Source organism: Massilia sp. Leaf139 (genome assembly GCF_001424165.1).
Classification (GTDB): Bacteria; Pseudomonadota; Gammaproteobacteria; order Burkholderiales; family Burkholderiaceae_D; genus Telluria.
Genome location: NZ_LMOJ01000026.1, coordinates 87,178 through 103,320 on the forward strand (window position 1 = coordinate 87,178; position 16,143 = coordinate 103,320).

The window sequence follows — 16,143 nt, forward strand, 5'->3', positions numbered from 1 at the left end:
CGCTTCTCCTTCTAGTCCGTAAAGACCCGCAAGCCGAGCAAACCGTCCATGGCCGGCGAATGGATGCCGTCGGCCCAGCCGAGCACGCTGGCCTGGCGCCTGACGAGGGCGGCGCGGGTAATCGGGCCGACCAGCCGCGAATTATCCGGCGCCAGGCCAAGGGCCGCCTGCAGCGCCGCCACGCGCTCGCCTTTGGAGCCGTGCCGCAGGCGGCGCAGCGAGGCCGGATCGGTGCCCGCGGTGCGCACGCGGGTCGCTGCCGCTGCGTCGAGTCCGGTCAGCAGCATCAGTGAAAACAGCTCGCCGTGATGCGCGCGATCCAGCCCCGAGGCGGCGCGGAAATCGCGCCAGACGCCGGAATGGCTGCCGCCGGCAAAGCGGCCCGGCAGCGTCAGGCAACCGGCCGACGAGAAGCCCTCGGATAACTGCCCCGGATGGATGTTGTCGGCGGGCGTGGCGACCAGGAAGGGATCGAAGCGGTCGTACTGCAGATCGGCGATCGAGCGCAGCACCAGCACCCGCGAGGCGCCCGTGGCGCTGTTCGAGAGCCGCAGCACGGTCGGAATCTCGCCCGCCTGCCCTGCCCTGTGCGTGCCGACCGCATAGGTGTAGCAGCCGGTCGGCAGCATGTTGCCGGTCAGGTTGGCGGGCGCCGTGCCCTGGCTGGCCAGCGTGAAGCAGCGGAACACGTAATGGGCATTCGGCACGGTCGATGCCGGGAAGGCCGACAGGCGCCGCCGGTCGCGGTCGTAGGCGCCCATCACGCAGCGGAAATTGCGGTGATCCGGGCGCTGGTCGGTGACGACGATGGACGCCGCGTCGACCTGCGCGCCGCCGGGCAGCGCCGCGCCGCGCAGTGCGAACAGCAGCCGGCCGGACTGGGTGAAGAACGCATTCGCTTCGATCAGCAGGTCGAGGTCGGCCGGGGTCAGCTCGAAGCTGCTGAAGGCGGCAGTGCGGTCGAGGTGGCGGTAGTCGGGATGCTCGTCGTCGCGCGGGTTCCAGTGCACATTGGCGGCGCTGAGCGACCCCGATTCGAGTCCGTCGTCGGGCTGGTAAGGCGGCGCGGGCGGCTGGTCTTCCTGCTCGTCGCGCTCGTCCGTTTCATCACTCGGTTCGACCGGCAGATCCTCGTGCTGTTCCGCGCTGCCGGGCGCACCTTCGAGCACGCTGCCTTCGAGCCCGCCCTCCTGCTGCTCGCGGTTCAGGCTTTCCAGCGTGCCGCGCTCCTGCAAGCCGCTTTCGAACAGCACGGCCTCGTCCTCGCGACGCCGGGCCAGGCTCGATTCGCTGCCCCAGATCCGTTTCATCGCGCGCAGCAGGCCGGGCACGCGCGCCAGTTCCCGCGGCTCGCCCGAGCGCACCGCCGCGCCGATGGCGCGCATTTCCGCGAAGCGCTCGCCCTCGGCGCGGAAGGCGGCGCCGCGGTTGAACAGCAGGCTGAGGAGCGCGGCGCGGCAGTGCGGATGCAGCGCCGCCACCTCGGGCAGCGCCCGGTACAGCTGCCCCAGCAAGCGCGGCAGCTTGGCGCCCTCGAACTGTTCGATCGCGACCGGCCAGGGCACGACGATGTCGGCCAGGCGCCGCACCAGTTCCTTGGCGCGCCCGACTTTCAGCGCGCGGTCGGGTGCGACGGTTTTAAAACCGACCACGCCGCCCAGGCGTTCGAGATCGGCCGCCCCGAGCCGGCCGCCCCACTCCTCGAGGAAGGGGCCGCGCTCGTGGTAGCCGAGGTCGAAGCCGCAGCCGATGGTGATCCCGGAGGCGTAGCCGGGCCAGATCGGCCTGCCCTTGATCACCCCCTCGTAATAGGATCGGCCGCCGGTTTCCCAGCGCACGATCAGGGTGTAGCCCGCGTTGGAGATCGCGTCGCGCCAGTCGGCCGGGGCCTGGGCGTTCTCAAGCCCGCCAGACTCAAGGACAGGCGGCGGCAAGGGAGGAGCCGGATCTTCGCGGTAGGCCGCCGATTCCTCGACCATCGCATCGGTGATACCGGCCAGCAGCCGGCACGACAGTACATCGCTTGGGGTTTGCATGATCCAGTCTCCGCGCGTGGTGGTTGGGAGGCCGGCTCATGCAGGCAAGGCCAGCGGCGGCAGCGTGCGCAGATAGGCTTTCTGGAAAGCGCCGACGCGTGTCTGGATCTCGGGATGGAGCTGCGCCAACATGTCGGGATCGATGGTGAGCGTCGTCGACAGTTTGCGCAGCGTCGCCTCGGCCAGCCTGACCTTGACGAACAAGACCTGCGTCAGCTTCGACGTGGCTTCCAGCGCGAAGGCCATCATGGCCAGCGTGCAGCCGGCGCCCGTGTCTTCCTGGGCCAGCGCGATCTGGAAGCGCCCTGCTTTGGCGTGTTGCTGATCCCGGTTGAACAGGGTAATCCAGCCATTGTCGCTGCCCAGGCCTTTCAAGGCATTGAGTGTCGCCTTGACGACGGCCAGCGCGGCCGGCGCCGGGCCCAGCAGCACTGCTGCGACGGACAGGATCGCTTCGTGCGCCTCGACGCCGCGTCCGCTCGCCTCGTGCACGCTGAAACCCCGGTTTTCGATGACCCAGCCCAGGGTCGCGAGCACGTCGAAATAGGCTTTGTACCAGTCGTCGATCCGCTCGTGATCGGGGACGCTCTGGTTGGCGACCAGCTGCGCCAGCAGCAGCGAATCGGCGATCGCACGGCGCCGCGCCGGATCGACTCCCTTCAGGAAGGAGGTGACCCCGGATCCGACCGCCACCGCCTGATCCTGGCCGGGATCGAGAAAGCCGGTAGTGGCCGATTCTTCGAAGGATTCGAGGCCGCCTTCCAATATCGACTCGCTCGGCAGTTCGACCTGACGAATGAAGTCGAGCGCGCGCGGCAGCGCCTCGGATTTTGCATCGGGCGTATCCATGCCTGTCTCCTTGCACACAGCGGTTGAACACCGAAACCATGTTGCGGGGCGCGCATCCGGCCCGGCAAAGCGGCATCTGTGTACCTCGGGACTGCGGCAGGATGAATCGGGTTAGAGCGCCGATCGGCGATATCGTTCACACCCGTTGCATCGCTTGTTTGGCGACCCATTGTTTCCGGACACTTCGTCTCAATTCGCTCCGGCCGACTGCGGATCAACCCGCTGTTCGGGACAGCCGTCACCGGTTATGATGCGGCGTCATCCTGAACGACATTGGAAACCACATGGACTTTGAATCCGCTAAACAGCTTTGCCGCAGCTTTCCCGGCGTGACCGAAGACACGAAATGGGATAACGACCTGGTGTTTTCGGTGGGCGAGAAGATGTTCGCCGTGACCAATCTCGGCGCGGCCACCGGCATGAGCTTCAAGGTCGACGACGAGCGCTTCCTCGAGCTGACCGACCGCGCGGGCATCATCCCGGCGCCCTACCTGGCGCGTGCGAAATGGGTGTACGTGGAGAGTGCCGATGCGCTCGGCGACGAGGAAGCGGCGCAGTTGCTGCGCCGCTCGTACGAGCTGGTGTTCGGGAAGCTGACGAAGAAATTGCAAAGGGAGATAGGCGGGGTCTGATACCGCCTATCGTCACGCGCCCCGCGTTTCAGGACGAGGCGCCCATGTCCGCCATGTCCGGCGAAATCATCATCGCCTTGAGCAGGGCGTCGTTGAAGGCCGGGATATCGTCCGGCTTGCGGCTGGTGATGAGCTTTTCGTCGATCACGACTTCCTGGTCGACCCATTCGGCGCCGGCCTGCTTCATGTCGTCCTGAATCTCGGGCCAGCTCGTCAGGTGTTTCGACTCGGCGATGCCGGCGTCGATCAAGACCCAGGGGGCGTGGCAAATGGCGGCGATCGGCTTGTCCTCGGCATAGAAGTCGCGGATGAAGGCGATCGATTCCGGGCTTTTGCGCAGTTCCAGCGGATTCTGCTCGCCGCCCGGCAGCAGCAAGGCATCGAAGTCGCCCGGCTTGGCGTCGACGATGCCCATTTCGACGGGGAAGGTGTCGCCCTTCTCGTCATGGTTCATGCCCTGCACGCTTTGCCCCACGCCCTTCGGCGAAATCAGGATCACCTGCGCGCCGTGCTGCTCGAGGAAGCTGCGCGGCTGCGTGTACTCGACCTGCTCGACGCCATCCGTCATCAGGACGGCAACCCGCTTCCCTTCCAGCGCCGGGCGGTTGGCCTTGATGTGCTCCGGCTCATGCACCTGTACCTGATCCAATTCCATGTGACCTCCTCGATGTGATGGTGTGTGAATAATCTGACACCGATTCTAGGAGCACGCCCGCAGCCGCGGCGCGCGCTTCATGCGCCGCAACTGCCTAGCCTTGCGCGCGCTTCAGGCGGTGCGCCAGGGCGCCGCTTCTATGCCGCGCGCGGGTTGAACGCGAGATCGCGCGCCATCGCCTGGTAGAGCGCACGCGCCTTGTCGTTGTTGGCCGGCGGCAGCACGACGTCGAGGATCACGTACAGGTCGCCCGGCGTCTTCGCCGGAATGCCCTTGCCCTTCAGGCGCAGCTTGCGCCCGCTCTGCGAGCCGGCCGGCACGGTGATTTCGACCATGCCGTCGGGCGTCGGTACCGACACGCTGCCGCCCAGCGCTGCTTCCCAGGGCGTGACCGGGACGTGTTCCGTCACGTGGGCGCCCTCGACCCGGTAGCGCGGGTCGGCGGCGAACTGCACCTCGAGATACAGGTCGCCCGCGGGCGCGCCACCGTGGCCCGGATGGCCCTGCCCCGCCAGGCGCAACTGCTGGCCGGGCGTCACGCCGCGCGGGATGGTGACGCTGAGCGTCCTGTCCTGCACGCCGCCGCGGCCCGACCCCTGCGGCATGCGCAGGCTGATCGAGCGCGTGGCGCCGTGGTAGGCATCCATCAGGTCGATGGTGATGGCCGCGTGGATATCGTCGCCGCGCATCTCGAAGCCGCGGCGCGGGCGTCCCGCCTTGGCGAACAGGTCGGCGAAGAAATCGTCGGCGCCTGCGCCGCCGAACTCGAAATTGCTCCAGTCCGGCGCCGTGCCGTAGCCGCCGTGGGCCGCGCCGAAGCCGCGGCCGCGCGCGTCGTAGGCCGCGCGCTTGTCGGCATCGCCCAGTACCTCGTAGGCTTCGTTGAGTTCCTTGGTTTTCGCGTCCGCGTCGGCATGCCCGCTGATGTCGGGATGGTATTTGCGCACCAGCTTGCGGTAAGCCTTCTTGATCTCGTCCGCGGATGCTCCCTTGTCGACGCCAAGGGTCTGGTAATAGTCCTTGTTTTCCACAAGCTTGCTCCTGGATGGGTTGATTTCTGCTTGTCTGTATATGGAGGCTGGGCGCCGATTTTCAACGCCGCCAAGGCCGCCGTACGGCTGTCGTTTTCCCCTCCTCCGCGCAAGAATGGCTTGCCGAAAATGCAAGCGCCGTCCTACACTGGCCCTTGCGGCACTGCCTCGTCCGCCAGGCGCGGACAGCGGCCGCAACGCGCCTGTGGCGCGGCGCTTGTCCGTTGTGTTGTCAAAACATGTCCTTAACATTTCTTGGGAGGCAGCATGGGCACATCAGTCAAGACTCACCTGGATCACTTTGTCGCAAGCAATCACCGGAACATGGTCGCTTTCGCCGACGCGCTCGCCAGTTTCGATGCGGCGGCGATGCGCTCCGTGATCGACCGCATCGCCGAGAGCAAGCTGGTGACCAGCACTGCCAACCTGCTCAACACCTCGTCGGCGGCCCTGGGCGAATTCATCGAGCGGTTCAAGGGCGCCAGCGACTTTACGAAAATGATCGCGGGCCTCAGCATGACCGGCGGCGGCGCCATGCTGTGGGCCGATGCCGCGGTGATCGTCATGCAGGGCGCGGTGAGTGCGGGAATCGCCGTGCTGTCGATCAAGGTGGTGGCGGCCCTCCTCATCCTGTACGGCATTTCGATCGCCCTGCCCGCGCTCTGGCGCCTGATCCGGCGCAAGCTGGACGACGAGTTCGACCGTTTCAAGGAAGCGTTGGAAAACGATTGAGACGGGGACGGCACGGCGCGTTCGCGGACTGATCAGGAAGACAGTAAAATCAGGGGTTTCGGCCCCTGTTTCATCATGACTTCCACCACGCTCCCCGTTTCGCCCTCGCCCGTCCGCACTGAAATCGCCACCCTGTGGAAGCTTTCCTGGCCGATGCTGGTCGGCCAGATGGCGACCGTCGGCATGGGCGTGGCCGACGTCGCCATGACGGGGCACGTGAGCGCCGAGGAACTGGCGGCTGTGTCGCTGGGCGCCTCGGTGTGGTCGATCGTGCTGGTGACGGTGATGGGCATCATGATGTCGATTAACACCGTGGTCGCGCACGAGATCGGCGGCGGCCGCTACGACAAGATCCCCCATTCGGTGCGCCAGGCGCTGTGGAAGGGCGCGGGCATCGGCCTGCTCGCCCTGGTCGCGACCAACCTGTGCACCCTGCTGTTCGACCACATCGGCCTCGACCGGCACGTGGCCGAGCGCGCCGCCCTGTTCCTGCACGTGACCAGCCTCGGCATGCCCGCCTTTGCCTGCTACCGCGCGCTCTACGGCTACACGACCAGCATCAACGAGACCAAGCCGATCATGATCATCGCGATTCTCGGCCTGCTGTTCGTGGTGGCCAGCAACTGGCTTCTCGTGTTCGGCAACTGGGGCTTTCCACGCATGGGCGCGGTCGGCTGTGCGGTCTCGACCGCGGCCGGCATGTGGCTGATGCTGGTGGCGATGGTGGTCTGGGTAAAGGTCTCGCCGGTGTACCGCATGACCTATCCCTTCACCGGCTGGGAAGGCCCGGACTGGAAAGAGATCCGCGAGATGCTGCGCCTGGGCCTGCCGATCGGCGTCACGTATTTTGCCGAGGTCAGCGCATTCGGCCTGATCAGCCTGCTCGTCGCGCGTTTCGGCGTGGTGCAGGTGTCGGCGCACCAGATCGCGCTGAACTTCGCTTCGCTGGTGTTCATGGTGCCGCTCAGCTTCGGCATCGGCCTGCTGACCCGCGTCGGCCAGGCCATGGGCGAAGGCAATCCGCTGCGCGCGCAGTTCGTGGCGCGTGTCGGCGTGAGCATGTCGGTCGTCTTCGGGGTGCTGTCGGCCGCCTTCATCGCCCTCTTCCGCTGGGAGATCGCGCGCGCCTACACCTCCGATCCGGCGGTGCAGGAAGCCTGCGTGCATCTGCTGCTGTTCGCGGCCCTGTTCCAGCTGTCGGATGCGACCCAGGTGGCCACCGCCTCGGCGATCCGCGGCTACCAGGTCACGCGCCCGCCGATGATCATCCAGCTGGTCGCCTTCTGGGGCTTTTCTCTGCCGCTGGGCTATATCCTCGGCATCGCACCGGGCTGGTTCCCGTATTCGCCGGCGGCGCCGATGGAATCCACCGGCTTCTGGATCGGGCTCGTGCTGGGGCTGACGATTGCCGCCGTGCTGCTGACCTGGTCGATGGAAAAACTGTCGCGCCAGAAGGTACGGGCGGCAGTGCACTGAGATTGTCGTTTTAACGAAGGCGCCGGGCCAAGTATGTACAGCTTTCAAGGCCCGACTCTGGTATCGTCTCGTCCGTTGCATAAAGCTAACTTTGAACGAGACAATCAATGCGCCTTCTCCTCTGCCTCCTGGCCGCGCTCGCGGCCGCGCCCGCTTCCGCCGAACGCCTGACGCTCGACCGCATCCACGGCGCAACCTCGCTGGCCGGCCCCGGCGTGAAAAACCTGCGCGTATCGCCCGACGGCGAACGCGTGACCTTCCTGCGCGGCCGCGACGACAACCAGTTCCAGCAAGACCTCTGGGAATATAACATGAAGGACAAGACCACGCGCCGCCTGGTCGACTCCAAGAAACTGGTTCCTAACGAAGAATTGTCGCTCGAGGAAAAGGCGCGCCGCGAACGCGCCCGTACCGCCAGCCTGTCGGGCATCATCACCTATAGCTGGTCGCCCGACGGCAAGCAGCTGCTGGTGCCGATCGCCGGCGACCTCTATCTGGTCGACGTGGCCAATCCGGACGCCGCGCGCAAGGTCGCGTCGGGCAACGTGCTCGATCCAAAGATTTCGCCGAAGGGCCGCTACGTCTCCTTCGTACGCAACCAGAACCTGGTCGTGATCGACCTCAAGACCGGCGCCGAGCGCCAGCTGACCCAGGACGGCAAGGGCACCGTACACAATGCGGAAGCCGAATTCGTGGCACAGGAGGAAATGGATCAGACGACCGGCTATTACTGGGCACCGGACGATTCCGCCATCGCCTACAAGCGCTACGACGAGGCGCCGGTGCCGGTGGTGCGCCGCTTCGAGATCTTCGCCGACCGCACCGAGGTGATCGACCAGCACTACCCTGCCGCGGGCGACCCGAACGTGCTGGTCGACTTGTTCATCGTCTCGCCGGAGACCGGCGTCGCACGCAAGGTCGACCTGGGTGCGGAAAAAGACATCTACCTGGTACGCGCCGACTGGAGCGCGGACAGCAAGACCCTGGTCTACCAGCGCCAGACGCGCGACCAGAAGCGCCTGGATCTGGTGGCCGTCAACGCGGCCACCCTGGCCCAGCGCAACCTGCTCAGCGAGACCTCGAAGACCTGGGTCAGCATCCACAACGACCTGCGTTTCCTGAAGAACCGGCCGGCCTTCATCTGGGCCTCCGAGCGCAGCGGCCGCAACCACCTCTACCTGTACGACCTGAACGGCAAGCTGCTGCACCCGATCTCGCGCGGCGAATGGGGTATCGACAACGTGCTGGCTGTGGATGAGGCCGCTGGCAAGGTATATGTCTCGTCGAACAAGGACGCCGTCATCGACAAGCAGACCTACGCGCTGGCGCTGGACGGCAGCACGGCCGGCAAGCCGGCCCGCATCACGGCCGGCGACGGCTGGCACGAGGCCGCGTTCGCGAACAACGGCAAGATTTTCGTCGACACCTATTCGAGCCCGCGCACCCCGCCGCAGGTATCGATCCGCAAGGCCGACGGCGCGATGGTGGAATGGCTCGAGAAAAACGAGCTGAACGCGAACCACCCCTTCGCCAAATACCTGCCGGATCTGCTGCCGACCGAATACGGCACCATCAAGGCCAAGGATGGCCAGACCCTGCATTATTCGATGATCAAGCCTGCCGATTTCAACCCTGCAAAGCGCTACCCGGTCTTCCTGTTCACTTATGGCGGCCCGCACTCGCAGCGCGTCACCCGCACCTGGGGCAATTACTTCAACCAGTACATGGCGCAGCAGGGCTTCGTCGTGTTCACCCTGGACAACCGCGGTTCGAGCCGGCGCGAACGCCAGTTCACCGACGTCATCTATAACAACCTGGGCAAGAACGAAGTCGAAGACCAGGTCACCGGCATCGACTGGCTGGCGCAGCAGCGCTTTGTCGATCCGAAACGGGTCGGCGTGTTCGGCTGGAGCTATGGCGGCTACATGACGCTGCGCCTGCTGGCTGCGGCCTCCGACAAGATCGCGATGGGCGTGTCGGTGGCGCCGGTGACGGACTGGGCGCTGTACGACACCCACTACACCGAGCAGTTCGTGGGCGGTACGCCGAAGTCCGATCCGCAAGCCTATGCCCGCAGCGGCGTGTTCGCCCACCTGGACGGCCTGAAGTCGCCGCTGCTGCTGGTGCATGGCATGGCCGACGATAATGTGCTGTTCACCAACAGCACGCGCCTGATCGACGAGCTGGTCAAGCGCAACGTGCAGTTCGACCTGATGACCTATCCGGGCGCCAAGCATGGCATCTCGGGCCGCACCAGTCAGCGCCATGTGTATGGCCTGATCGAATCCTTCTTCAAGAAGAACCTGGGCGGGACGCAGCCGAACTAAGCCACACCGCAAGTCACCGCGCATACAAAACCGGAAGGCTCAAAAAGCCTTCCGGTTTTGTCTTTTTAGCTCTACAGTTGCTCCTATAGACACATAATTTCTGACAACTCAACAAAAAGTCAACAGTGTCTGTCTCGTTTACGCTACGACATACAAATTTATTTTCGACGATACATTTGCTCCCAAATGCACATTTTTCCCAGGAGAATTGTGTCCTCTGAGCTCATCAGGTTAAGTTTCCAGTGACAAATTCTGTCCCCACGGAATTAATTCCTCAGGGTATTCTGCATGTTCCTGATCTAGAGACACGCTCAAGAAGAGCGGTACCCACTGAGGATATTTACAAATGCAAGCCACCCGTATCAGCCTTACCCGCACCACCATCGCCATTTCCGCCCTGCTCGTCGGCGCAGCGATCGCCGCTCCGGCCTCGGCTGCTACGCTCAGCGTCGGCGCCGGCAAGACTTACGCTACCCCATGCAAGGCATTCGCCGCCGCCAAGACCGGCGACGTCATCGACATCCAGGCTGCGACCTACTCGGGCGACGTCTGCACCATCTATGCAAGCAACTTGACCATCCGCGGCGTGAACGGCCGCCCGAAGATCGACGCCGCCGGCAAGAGCGCGCAAGGCAAGGCGATCTGGGTCGTTGCCGGTAACAACATCAATATCAGCAACGTCGAGATGTATGGCGCGAAAGTCGCCGACCGCAACGGCGCTGCCCTGCGCCTGGAAGGTACCAACTTCACCCTGCGCAATTCGTTCCTGCACGATAACGAGAACGGCATCCTGAGCGGCCAGAACCTCAGCAGCACGATCACCCTCGAAAGCAACGAGTTCGGCCACAACGGTTACGGCGACGGCTACAGCCACAACGTCTACATCGGCAAGGTCGCCAAGCTCTACTACCGCTACAACTTCTCGCACGACGCCCACGTTGGCCACAACCTGAAGACGCGCGCGGTCTACAACCTGATCACCTACAGCCGCTTCTCGAGCCTGCGCGCCGGCGAAACCGGCAGCACCGCCGCCGGCAAGCCGAGCTACGAGATCGACGTGCCGAACGCCGGCACCACCTATATCGTCGGCAACGTGATCATGCAGCCGTCTTCGCACAACAACCCGACCCTGATCGCCTACGGCGAAGAAGGCGCGATCAACGGCAAGGACGACCTGTACATCGTGAACAACACCTTCCTGAACGAAGATGCTTCGCGTGGCTACTTCGTGATGGTGGGCTCGGGCGTCGTTACCCCGGCCAAGCTGACCAACAACCTGTTCAGTGGCACCGGCACCCAGAGCACCCAGACCAAGGCCGTGCTGACGACCAACTTCCAGTCGCTGGCGCCGAGCTTCGTCAACCGCGCGGCCTACGACCTGCGTCCGCTGGTCAACCCGCTGATCACGAACGCCGGTTCGGTGCCAGGCTACGCACTGGACGGCCTGAACCTGAAGGCCGTGTACAGCTACAAGCACACCGCGTCGGCCAGCGCCCGCGGCATCCTCGGCACCAAGACCGACATCGGCGCCTACGAAGTCCAGTAAGCACCCGTCGTACAGCAGTAAAACGAAAGGCTCCGGCGTCGAAACGCCGGAGCCTTTTTTCATGCCTGCATCCGCCGCGCGGGCGGATGGCCGACGCCGCGTGTTTTACGCCTTGTCGATGCTGTCGTGGAGGGCGTCCTTGGCGTCGCCGTACTTCTCCTGGGTCTTGCCTTCGACCTGATTCTTCAGGCCCTTGACCTGTTGTTCCTGGTTGCCGACCAGCTTGCCGGCCTCTTCCTGAATCTTGCCGCCGATATCTTGCAGTTTGCCTTCGACTTGGTCTTTGTTCATGATGATCTCCTTGGACGGGTTAATGGCTTGCTTCGTTAAGGCGCGGTCGGATGACGGCGCGATGGGTACAGATTACGCCCGCCCACGGCCGCGTTCCGTGCGTGCTTTCACATAGCTCGGCAATATGCGCCGCTTGTTCGCGCGAGCTCATCCATGCGACGGTGCGGCCGAACAAGTGTTACTGTTTGATTATTCTTTTGTTAATGGAATCGATCATGCGCGAATCTGCTCCCGCCCCCATTCCCTCCCCTGCCGGCTCCTCTGGCCAGCCGCATCCCGAAAGCGGCGCCGACACCGGCGCCGCCGCGCCGCAGCGCCAGCTGATGAAGCGCACCGCCCTCGTCGACGGCATCAGCGTGCTCTTCATCCTCGGCCTGGCCGCCGTCTGGTTCGCCGCCGACGCCCTGCTGCTGATCTTCGCCTGCATCCTGTGCGCGGTGCTGCTGTATGAGCTGTCCGACATGCTGGCGCGCCGCACCAAGCTCAGGCGCCAGTTCGCGCTGGCAGCAGTGGTGCTGCTGCTGTTCGCGGCGATCGGCCTGGGCGGCTGGGCGATGGCGCCGCAGATCTCCGAACAGTCGACCAAGCTGGCCGAGGCGGTGCCGAAAGCGCTGCAGCAGCTGCAAAGCGTGGTTAACGAGCATCCGCTGCTGAAAAAGGCGATGGCCGGTTTGCCGCCGCCCGAGCAGATCGTCAAGCAGATGTCGCAGCTGGTGCCGAATGCCGGACTGTTCTTCGGCGGCGTGCTGGGCGCGATCGGCAACGTCGTGATCATCCTGTTCGTCGGCATCTATTTCGCCGCCTCGCCGCGCCTGTACACGAGCGGCATGATCAGGTTGGTGCCGCAATCGAAGCGTCCGCGCGCGCGCCAGGTGCTGCAGAAGATCGGCCATACCCTGGCGAGCTGGCTTCTGGGCAAATCGGTATCGATGCTGATCGTCGGCACGGTCACCTCGATCGGCCTGTCCGTGCTGGGCGTGCCGCTGGCGCTGATCCTCGGCATCATCGCCGGGCTGCTCGATTTCGTCCCCTATCTCGGCCCGATCATGGCGGGTGTGCCGGCAGTGCTGATCGCCTTTTCGATCAGTCCGGAGCTGGCGCTATACACGGTGCTGCTGTTCGCGGGCGTGCAGCTGGTCGAAGGCTATGTGCTGCAGCCGCTGATCGAATCGCGCGCCGTGGATCTGCCGCCGGCGCTCACCATCGTCATGCAGCTCGTGTTCGGTACCCTGTTCGGTTTTGCCGGGGTGGCGCTGGCGACGCCGCTGGCGGCTGCCTTGAAGGTGCTGGTGCAGATGCTGTATGTGGAAGATGTGCTGGGGGATAAGGTGGAGGAATCGGAGAAGGCGTAGCCGGCGCGTCGGTCGGTGTGCGTGCTTCGCGTATCACCGCGTGGGCGGCACAGCTGCCCACCCTACGTCCTTTGCAATTGACCTGTAGCGTGGGCGGGAAAACAGTCCAGTGGACTGTTTTCCCGCCCACGCGGTGATCGTTAGCGTGTGATCGGTCGCGAAAGCACCGATCACCAATAAAAAAAGCCGCGACAATGTCGCGGCTAGGTTTTTCGTTGCCAGGAAATCAGCGGTTGCCCTTGAAGATATCCTTCACATCGCCCACTTTTTCCTGCACCTTGCCTTCGGCCTGGTTCGACAGTCCCTCGGACTGCTGCTGGCGGCTGCCGACGGCTTCGCCGACCTTTTCCTGAATCTTGCCGCCGATGTCCTTGGCTTTGCCCTTGATTTGGTCGTCGTTCATGATGTGTCCTCCAGTTGAAATCGAAGCCCTACCTTAGGCCCGTTCGCCGGTCGATTCTGTACGCTGGATAACATTGGGCCGACGCCACAAACTTGCCAGCCAGGGCTGCTGCTCGCGCGGCAGGCCGGGGGGACGGTAGTAATGGTGAATCGGCAAGAACCCGGCAGCCACCAGATGGTGCTCCCAGGTCGGGTAATCGTAGTAGCTGCCGTAGCGGGGGCCGTTCCAGCCCTCCTCGTTGCCTCCGCGCGGGTTCGAACTGAACAGCACGCCACCGGGTTTCAGGCTGCCGTACAGGGCTTCCAGCACACCCGCCAGGGCCGCGCTGGGAACGTGGAAGAGCGACGCGTTCGCAAACACGCCGTCGAAGTGCTCCGGCGGCAGGTCGAGATGCAGGAAGTCCTGGTGCCAGACCTCGCAGCCGCTGTAGCCGCGCGCCATGGCGGCGAACTCGGCGGATCCGTCCAGGCCGATGGCCCGGTGTCCGAGCGTGCTGAAGGTTTTCAGGTCGCGCCCGGGCCCGCAGCCGAGATCGAGCAGCGTGAACGGCGCCGGGCCCTCGATCGCGTCGAGCAGGGCCGCGATGTTCTGGCTGACGTCGTGGTCGATGGTGCCGGCAAAGAACTGGCGCGCATGGCGCTCGTAATGCGCGAGCGTGCGTCGGGAGATGGCGTCGAAGTCGTCGGTCATGGCGGTCAGAAATGATGGAGGCGGCACGGCGCCGCCTCCCTCCTTTTACCAGATCCTGACGCGATCCTGCGGCGCCAGGTACAGCGCCTGCCCCGGCTTCACGTCGAAGGCACGGTACCAGGCGTCCAGGTTGCGCACGATGTAGGTGCGGTACTGGGACGGCGCATGGCCGTCGGTCAGCACGGCGCGCCGCAGCGAGGCTTCGCGCGCCTTGCTGCGCCAGCCCTGGGCGAAGCCGGTGAAGAACTGGCGGTCGGCCTCGACCGTCTTGCCGTTCGGCGTGGTCTTGAAGGCATCGTAGGCCGCGGCGACGCCGGCCAGGTCGGCCAGGTTTTCGCTCAGCGTGAGCTGGCCGTTGACGGCCAGATCCGGGAAGGGTTTGTAGGCGCCGTACTGGGCGACCAGCTTGCCGGAGGCCGCCTTGAAATGCGCCAGGTCTTCCTTCGTCCACCAGTCGCGCAGGCGGCCCTGGGCGTCGAACTGGGCGCCCTGGTCGTCGAAGCTGTGGCTGATCTCGTGGCCGATGATCGAGCCGATCGCGCCGTAGTTGGCGGCGTCCGAGCCTTTCGGGTCGAAGAACGGCGGCTGCAGGATGGCGGCCGGGAAGTTCATCGCGTTCTGCAGCGGCAGGTTGACGGCATTGACCAGCTGCGGCGGCATGGCCCAGTCGGTGCGCTCCGGCTTGCGGCCGAGCTTGGCGAGTTCCTGCTGGTAATGGTATTCCTCGGCGCGAACCGTGTTGCCGAAGGCGTCGCCGGCGACGATGCGCAGGCCGTCGTAGGACTTCCAGCGCTCCGGATAGCCGATGCCGACATACATCGAGGTCACCTTGGCCTTGGCCTGGGCGCGGGTGGCCGGCGCCATCCAGTCGAGCTTGTCGATGCGGCGGCTGAAGGCGTCGATGATGTTCGCCACCATGGCCTGCACGCGTGCCTTGTTTTCGGCCGGGAAATAGCGGGCGACATAGATCTTGCCCACGGCCTCGTCCATCGCCGCATTGGTGGCGCCCAGGGCGCGCTTCCAGCGAACCGACTGCTGCGGCGTGCCGCTGAGGGTCTTGCCGTTGAACTCGAAACGCTGGTCGGCGAAGGCCTTCGGCAGCAGGCTGGCATATTGGTTCAGCTTGTGGAAGGCCAGGTAGTCGCGCCAGGTGGCCACATCCGCATCGGCCAGCAGCTTGGCCGCGCCGATGACGGCGCTCGGGTGGTAGACCTGGAAGCGCTCCTGGCCGGACAAGCCAGCCGCCTTGAAAAAGGCGCTCCAGTCGATGCCGGGCGCCTTGGCGGCGAACTCTTTCGCCGTCCAGACATTGTTCGATCTCTGGATGTTGGCCGAATCCTCGCGCGTGGCATGGGTTTGCGCCAGCGCCAGCTCGAGTTCGAACACGCGCGCGGCGCGTTCGTCGGACTTGTCCATGCCGGCCAGCTTCAGCATGGCGGCGATGTGCTGCTGGTACTTCGTGCGCAACTCGGCCATGCGCGCATTGTTCTCGAGATAGTAGGCCCGATCCGGCAGGCCGAGGCCGCCCTGCAGCAGGTAAGGCAGGTTGCACGACGGGTCAAGTAGCCCCTGCGCGACCCACAGGCCGAACAGGTTCTCGGTATGGAAATTGGTGGCATTCAGCGGGTCGACGTCGGCGCGGATGGAAGCGCCCAGCGCGCGCACCAGCGCCGCCTTGTCCTTGATGCCGGCGATGCTCGCCAACATCGGCTTGATGGGGGCCAGGCCGCGCTTCTCGATGCCGGCCTCGTCCATATAGGCGGCGTAGAAGTCGGCCACCTTGCGCGCTTCGCCGCTCGTCGCCTTGTCGGCGCCCAGTTCCTCGATCATCTTGGCGATGCGGGCATTCGTCTCCTCGGCCAGCGCGCCCATCGCGCTCCAGGAGCCGCGGTCGGCCGGGATCTCGGTCTTGGCGAGCCAGTCGCCGTTGGCATAGGTGAAGAAATCCTCGCCCGGCAGCACCGTCATGGCGGGGGTTTTGGTCGCGGCGGGTTTCTCGGCGGGGCCCTTGACCTGGGCGGCGTCCTGGGCCGAGGCGGCGGGAAGCAGGCCCGCGCACAAGGCAAGCGCGACGGCGGTCTTGGAGAGTGTCCAGCAAGTCTTCATGCGTTTCCTTTGGTTTT

The 16,143-nt window shown here is 64.9% G+C and carries 14 protein-coding genes; 6 read left to right on the forward strand and 8 right to left on the reverse strand.

What is annotated here, in order from left to right:
- Positions 1-11: 11 nt before the first annotated feature.
- Positions 12-2,036 (reverse strand): hypothetical protein, encoded by a 2,025-nt coding sequence (locus ASF77_RS21415; protein WP_056344482.1) that lies wholly within the window; start codon positions 2,034-2,036, stop codon positions 12-14.
- A gap of 36 nt (positions 2,037-2,072) precedes the next feature.
- Positions 2,073-2,885, reverse strand: coding sequence for a hypothetical protein (locus tag ASF77_RS21420; protein ID WP_056344489.1), 813 nt, complete (start codon positions 2,883-2,885; stop codon positions 2,073-2,075).
- A 284-nt stretch (positions 2,886-3,169) separates the two neighbouring features.
- On the opposite strand from ASF77_RS21420, the gene ASF77_RS21425 reads away from it, so the two are divergent.
- On the forward strand, positions 3,170-3,517 hold the full coding sequence (locus tag ASF77_RS21425; protein ID WP_056344492.1) for an MmcQ/YjbR family DNA-binding protein: 348 nt from the start codon (positions 3,170-3,172) through the stop codon (positions 3,515-3,517).
- Positions 3,518-3,545: 28 nt separating this feature from the next.
- On the opposite strand, the gene ASF77_RS21430 is transcribed toward ASF77_RS21425, so the two are convergent.
- Positions 3,546-4,172 (reverse strand): type 1 glutamine amidotransferase domain-containing protein, encoded by a 627-nt coding sequence (locus ASF77_RS21430; protein WP_082493980.1) that lies wholly within the window; start codon positions 4,170-4,172, stop codon positions 3,546-3,548.
- A 137-nt stretch (positions 4,173-4,309) separates the two neighbouring features.
- Positions 4,310-5,203, reverse strand: a complete 894-nt coding sequence (locus tag ASF77_RS21435) for a DnaJ C-terminal domain-containing protein (RefSeq protein WP_056344495.1) — start codon at positions 5,201-5,203, stop codon at positions 4,310-4,312.
- A gap of 267 nt (positions 5,204-5,470) precedes the next feature.
- Here ASF77_RS21435 and ASF77_RS21440 point away from each other — a divergent pair, with 267 nt between their 5' ends.
- From ASF77_RS21440 to ASF77_RS21455, 4 genes are all read left to right on the forward strand, one after another.
- Positions 5,471-5,935 carry a hypothetical protein gene (locus tag ASF77_RS21440; RefSeq protein WP_156648973.1) on the forward strand — a complete coding sequence of 155 codons (465 nt, stop codon included), beginning with the start codon at positions 5,471-5,473 and terminating at the stop codon, positions 5,933-5,935.
- 75 nt (positions 5,936-6,010) lie between these two features.
- A complete protein-coding gene (locus tag ASF77_RS21445) occupies positions 6,011-7,411 on the forward strand; it encodes an MATE family efflux transporter (RefSeq protein ID WP_056344501.1) in 1,401 nt (466 codons plus the stop codon).
- Positions 7,412-7,518: 107 nt separating this feature from the next.
- Entirely contained in the window at positions 7,519-9,738 is a 2,220-nt protein-coding gene (locus tag ASF77_RS21450; protein WP_056344504.1) for a S9 family peptidase, read from the forward strand.
- A 346-nt stretch (positions 9,739-10,084) separates the two neighbouring features.
- A complete protein-coding gene (locus ASF77_RS21455) occupies positions 10,085-11,284 on the forward strand; it encodes a hypothetical protein (protein WP_156648974.1) in 1,200 nt (399 codons plus the stop codon).
- 105 nt (positions 11,285-11,389) lie between these two features.
- Here ASF77_RS21455 and ASF77_RS21460 read toward each other — a convergent pair whose 3' ends face one another.
- Complete coding sequence (locus ASF77_RS21460) at positions 11,390-11,575, reverse strand: CsbD family protein (protein WP_056344507.1); 186 nt, start codon at positions 11,573-11,575, stop codon at positions 11,390-11,392.
- A gap of 215 nt (positions 11,576-11,790) precedes the next feature.
- Here ASF77_RS21460 and ASF77_RS21465 point away from each other — a divergent pair, with 215 nt between their 5' ends.
- Complete coding sequence (locus ASF77_RS21465) at positions 11,791-12,927, forward strand: AI-2E family transporter (protein ID WP_082494003.1); 1,137 nt, start codon at positions 11,791-11,793, stop codon at positions 12,925-12,927.
- Positions 12,928-13,153: 226 nt separating this feature from the next.
- On the opposite strand, the gene ASF77_RS21470 is transcribed toward ASF77_RS21465, so the two are convergent.
- Genes ASF77_RS21470 through ASF77_RS21480 form a run of 3 tightly spaced genes read right to left on the reverse strand, consistent with a single transcriptional unit; the run spans position 13,154 to position 16,126 of the window.
- Positions 13,154-13,330: a CsbD family protein gene (locus ASF77_RS21470; protein ID WP_056344510.1), complete on the reverse strand. Its 177-nt coding sequence runs from the start codon at positions 13,328-13,330 to the stop codon at positions 13,154-13,156.
- A 33-nt stretch (positions 13,331-13,363) separates the two neighbouring features.
- On the reverse strand, positions 13,364-14,020 hold the full coding sequence (locus tag ASF77_RS21475; protein ID WP_056344512.1) for a bifunctional 2-polyprenyl-6-hydroxyphenol methylase/3-demethylubiquinol 3-O-methyltransferase UbiG: 657 nt from the start codon (positions 14,018-14,020) through the stop codon (positions 13,364-13,366).
- Positions 14,021-14,065: 45 nt separating this feature from the next.
- Positions 14,066-16,126, reverse strand: coding sequence for a M13 family metallopeptidase (locus tag ASF77_RS21480; RefSeq protein ID WP_056344876.1), 2,061 nt, complete (start codon positions 16,124-16,126; stop codon positions 14,066-14,068).
- Positions 16,127-16,143: the final 17 nt, after the last annotated feature.

Bases quoted from the DNA above. Each gene is read 5' to 3' on its own strand.
- ASF77_RS21415 (WP_056344482.1), bottom strand. From the start codon at position 2,036: ATGCAAACCCCAAGCGATGTACTGTCGTGCCGGCTGCTGGCCGGTATC.
- ASF77_RS21420 (WP_056344489.1), bottom strand. From the start codon at position 2,885: ATGGATACGCCCGATGCAAAATCCGAGGCGCTGCCGCGCGCGCTCGAC.
- ASF77_RS21425 (WP_056344492.1), top strand. From the start codon at position 3,170: ATGGACTTTGAATCCGCTAAACAGCTTTGCCGCAGCTTTCCCGGCGTG.
- ASF77_RS21430 (WP_082493980.1), bottom strand. From the start codon at position 4,172: ATGGAATTGGATCAGGTACAGGTGCATGAGCCGGAGCACATCAAGGCC.
- ASF77_RS21440 (WP_156648973.1), top strand. From the start codon at position 5,471: ATGGGCACATCAGTCAAGACTCACCTGGATCACTTTGTCGCAAGCAAT.
- ASF77_RS21445 (WP_056344501.1), top strand. From the start codon at position 6,011: ATGACTTCCACCACGCTCCCCGTTTCGCCCTCGCCCGTCCGCACTGAA.
- ASF77_RS21450 (WP_056344504.1), top strand. From the start codon at position 7,519: ATGCGCCTTCTCCTCTGCCTCCTGGCCGCGCTCGCGGCCGCGCCCGCT.
- ASF77_RS21455 (WP_156648974.1), top strand. From the start codon at position 10,085: ATGCAAGCCACCCGTATCAGCCTTACCCGCACCACCATCGCCATTTCC.
- ASF77_RS21460 (WP_056344507.1), bottom strand. From the start codon at position 11,575: ATGAACAAAGACCAAGTCGAAGGCAAACTGCAAGATATCGGCGGCAAG.
- ASF77_RS21465 (WP_082494003.1), top strand. From the start codon at position 11,791: ATGCGCGAATCTGCTCCCGCCCCCATTCCCTCCCCTGCCGGCTCCTCT.
- ASF77_RS21470 (WP_056344510.1), bottom strand. From the start codon at position 13,330: ATGAACGACGACCAAATCAAGGGCAAAGCCAAGGACATCGGCGGCAAG.
- ASF77_RS21475 (WP_056344512.1), bottom strand. From the start codon at position 14,020: ATGACCGACGACTTCGACGCCATCTCCCGACGCACGCTCGCGCATTAC.
- ASF77_RS21480 (WP_056344876.1), bottom strand. From the start codon at position 16,126: ATGAAGACTTGCTGGACACTCTCCAAGACCGCCGTCGCGCTTGCCTTG.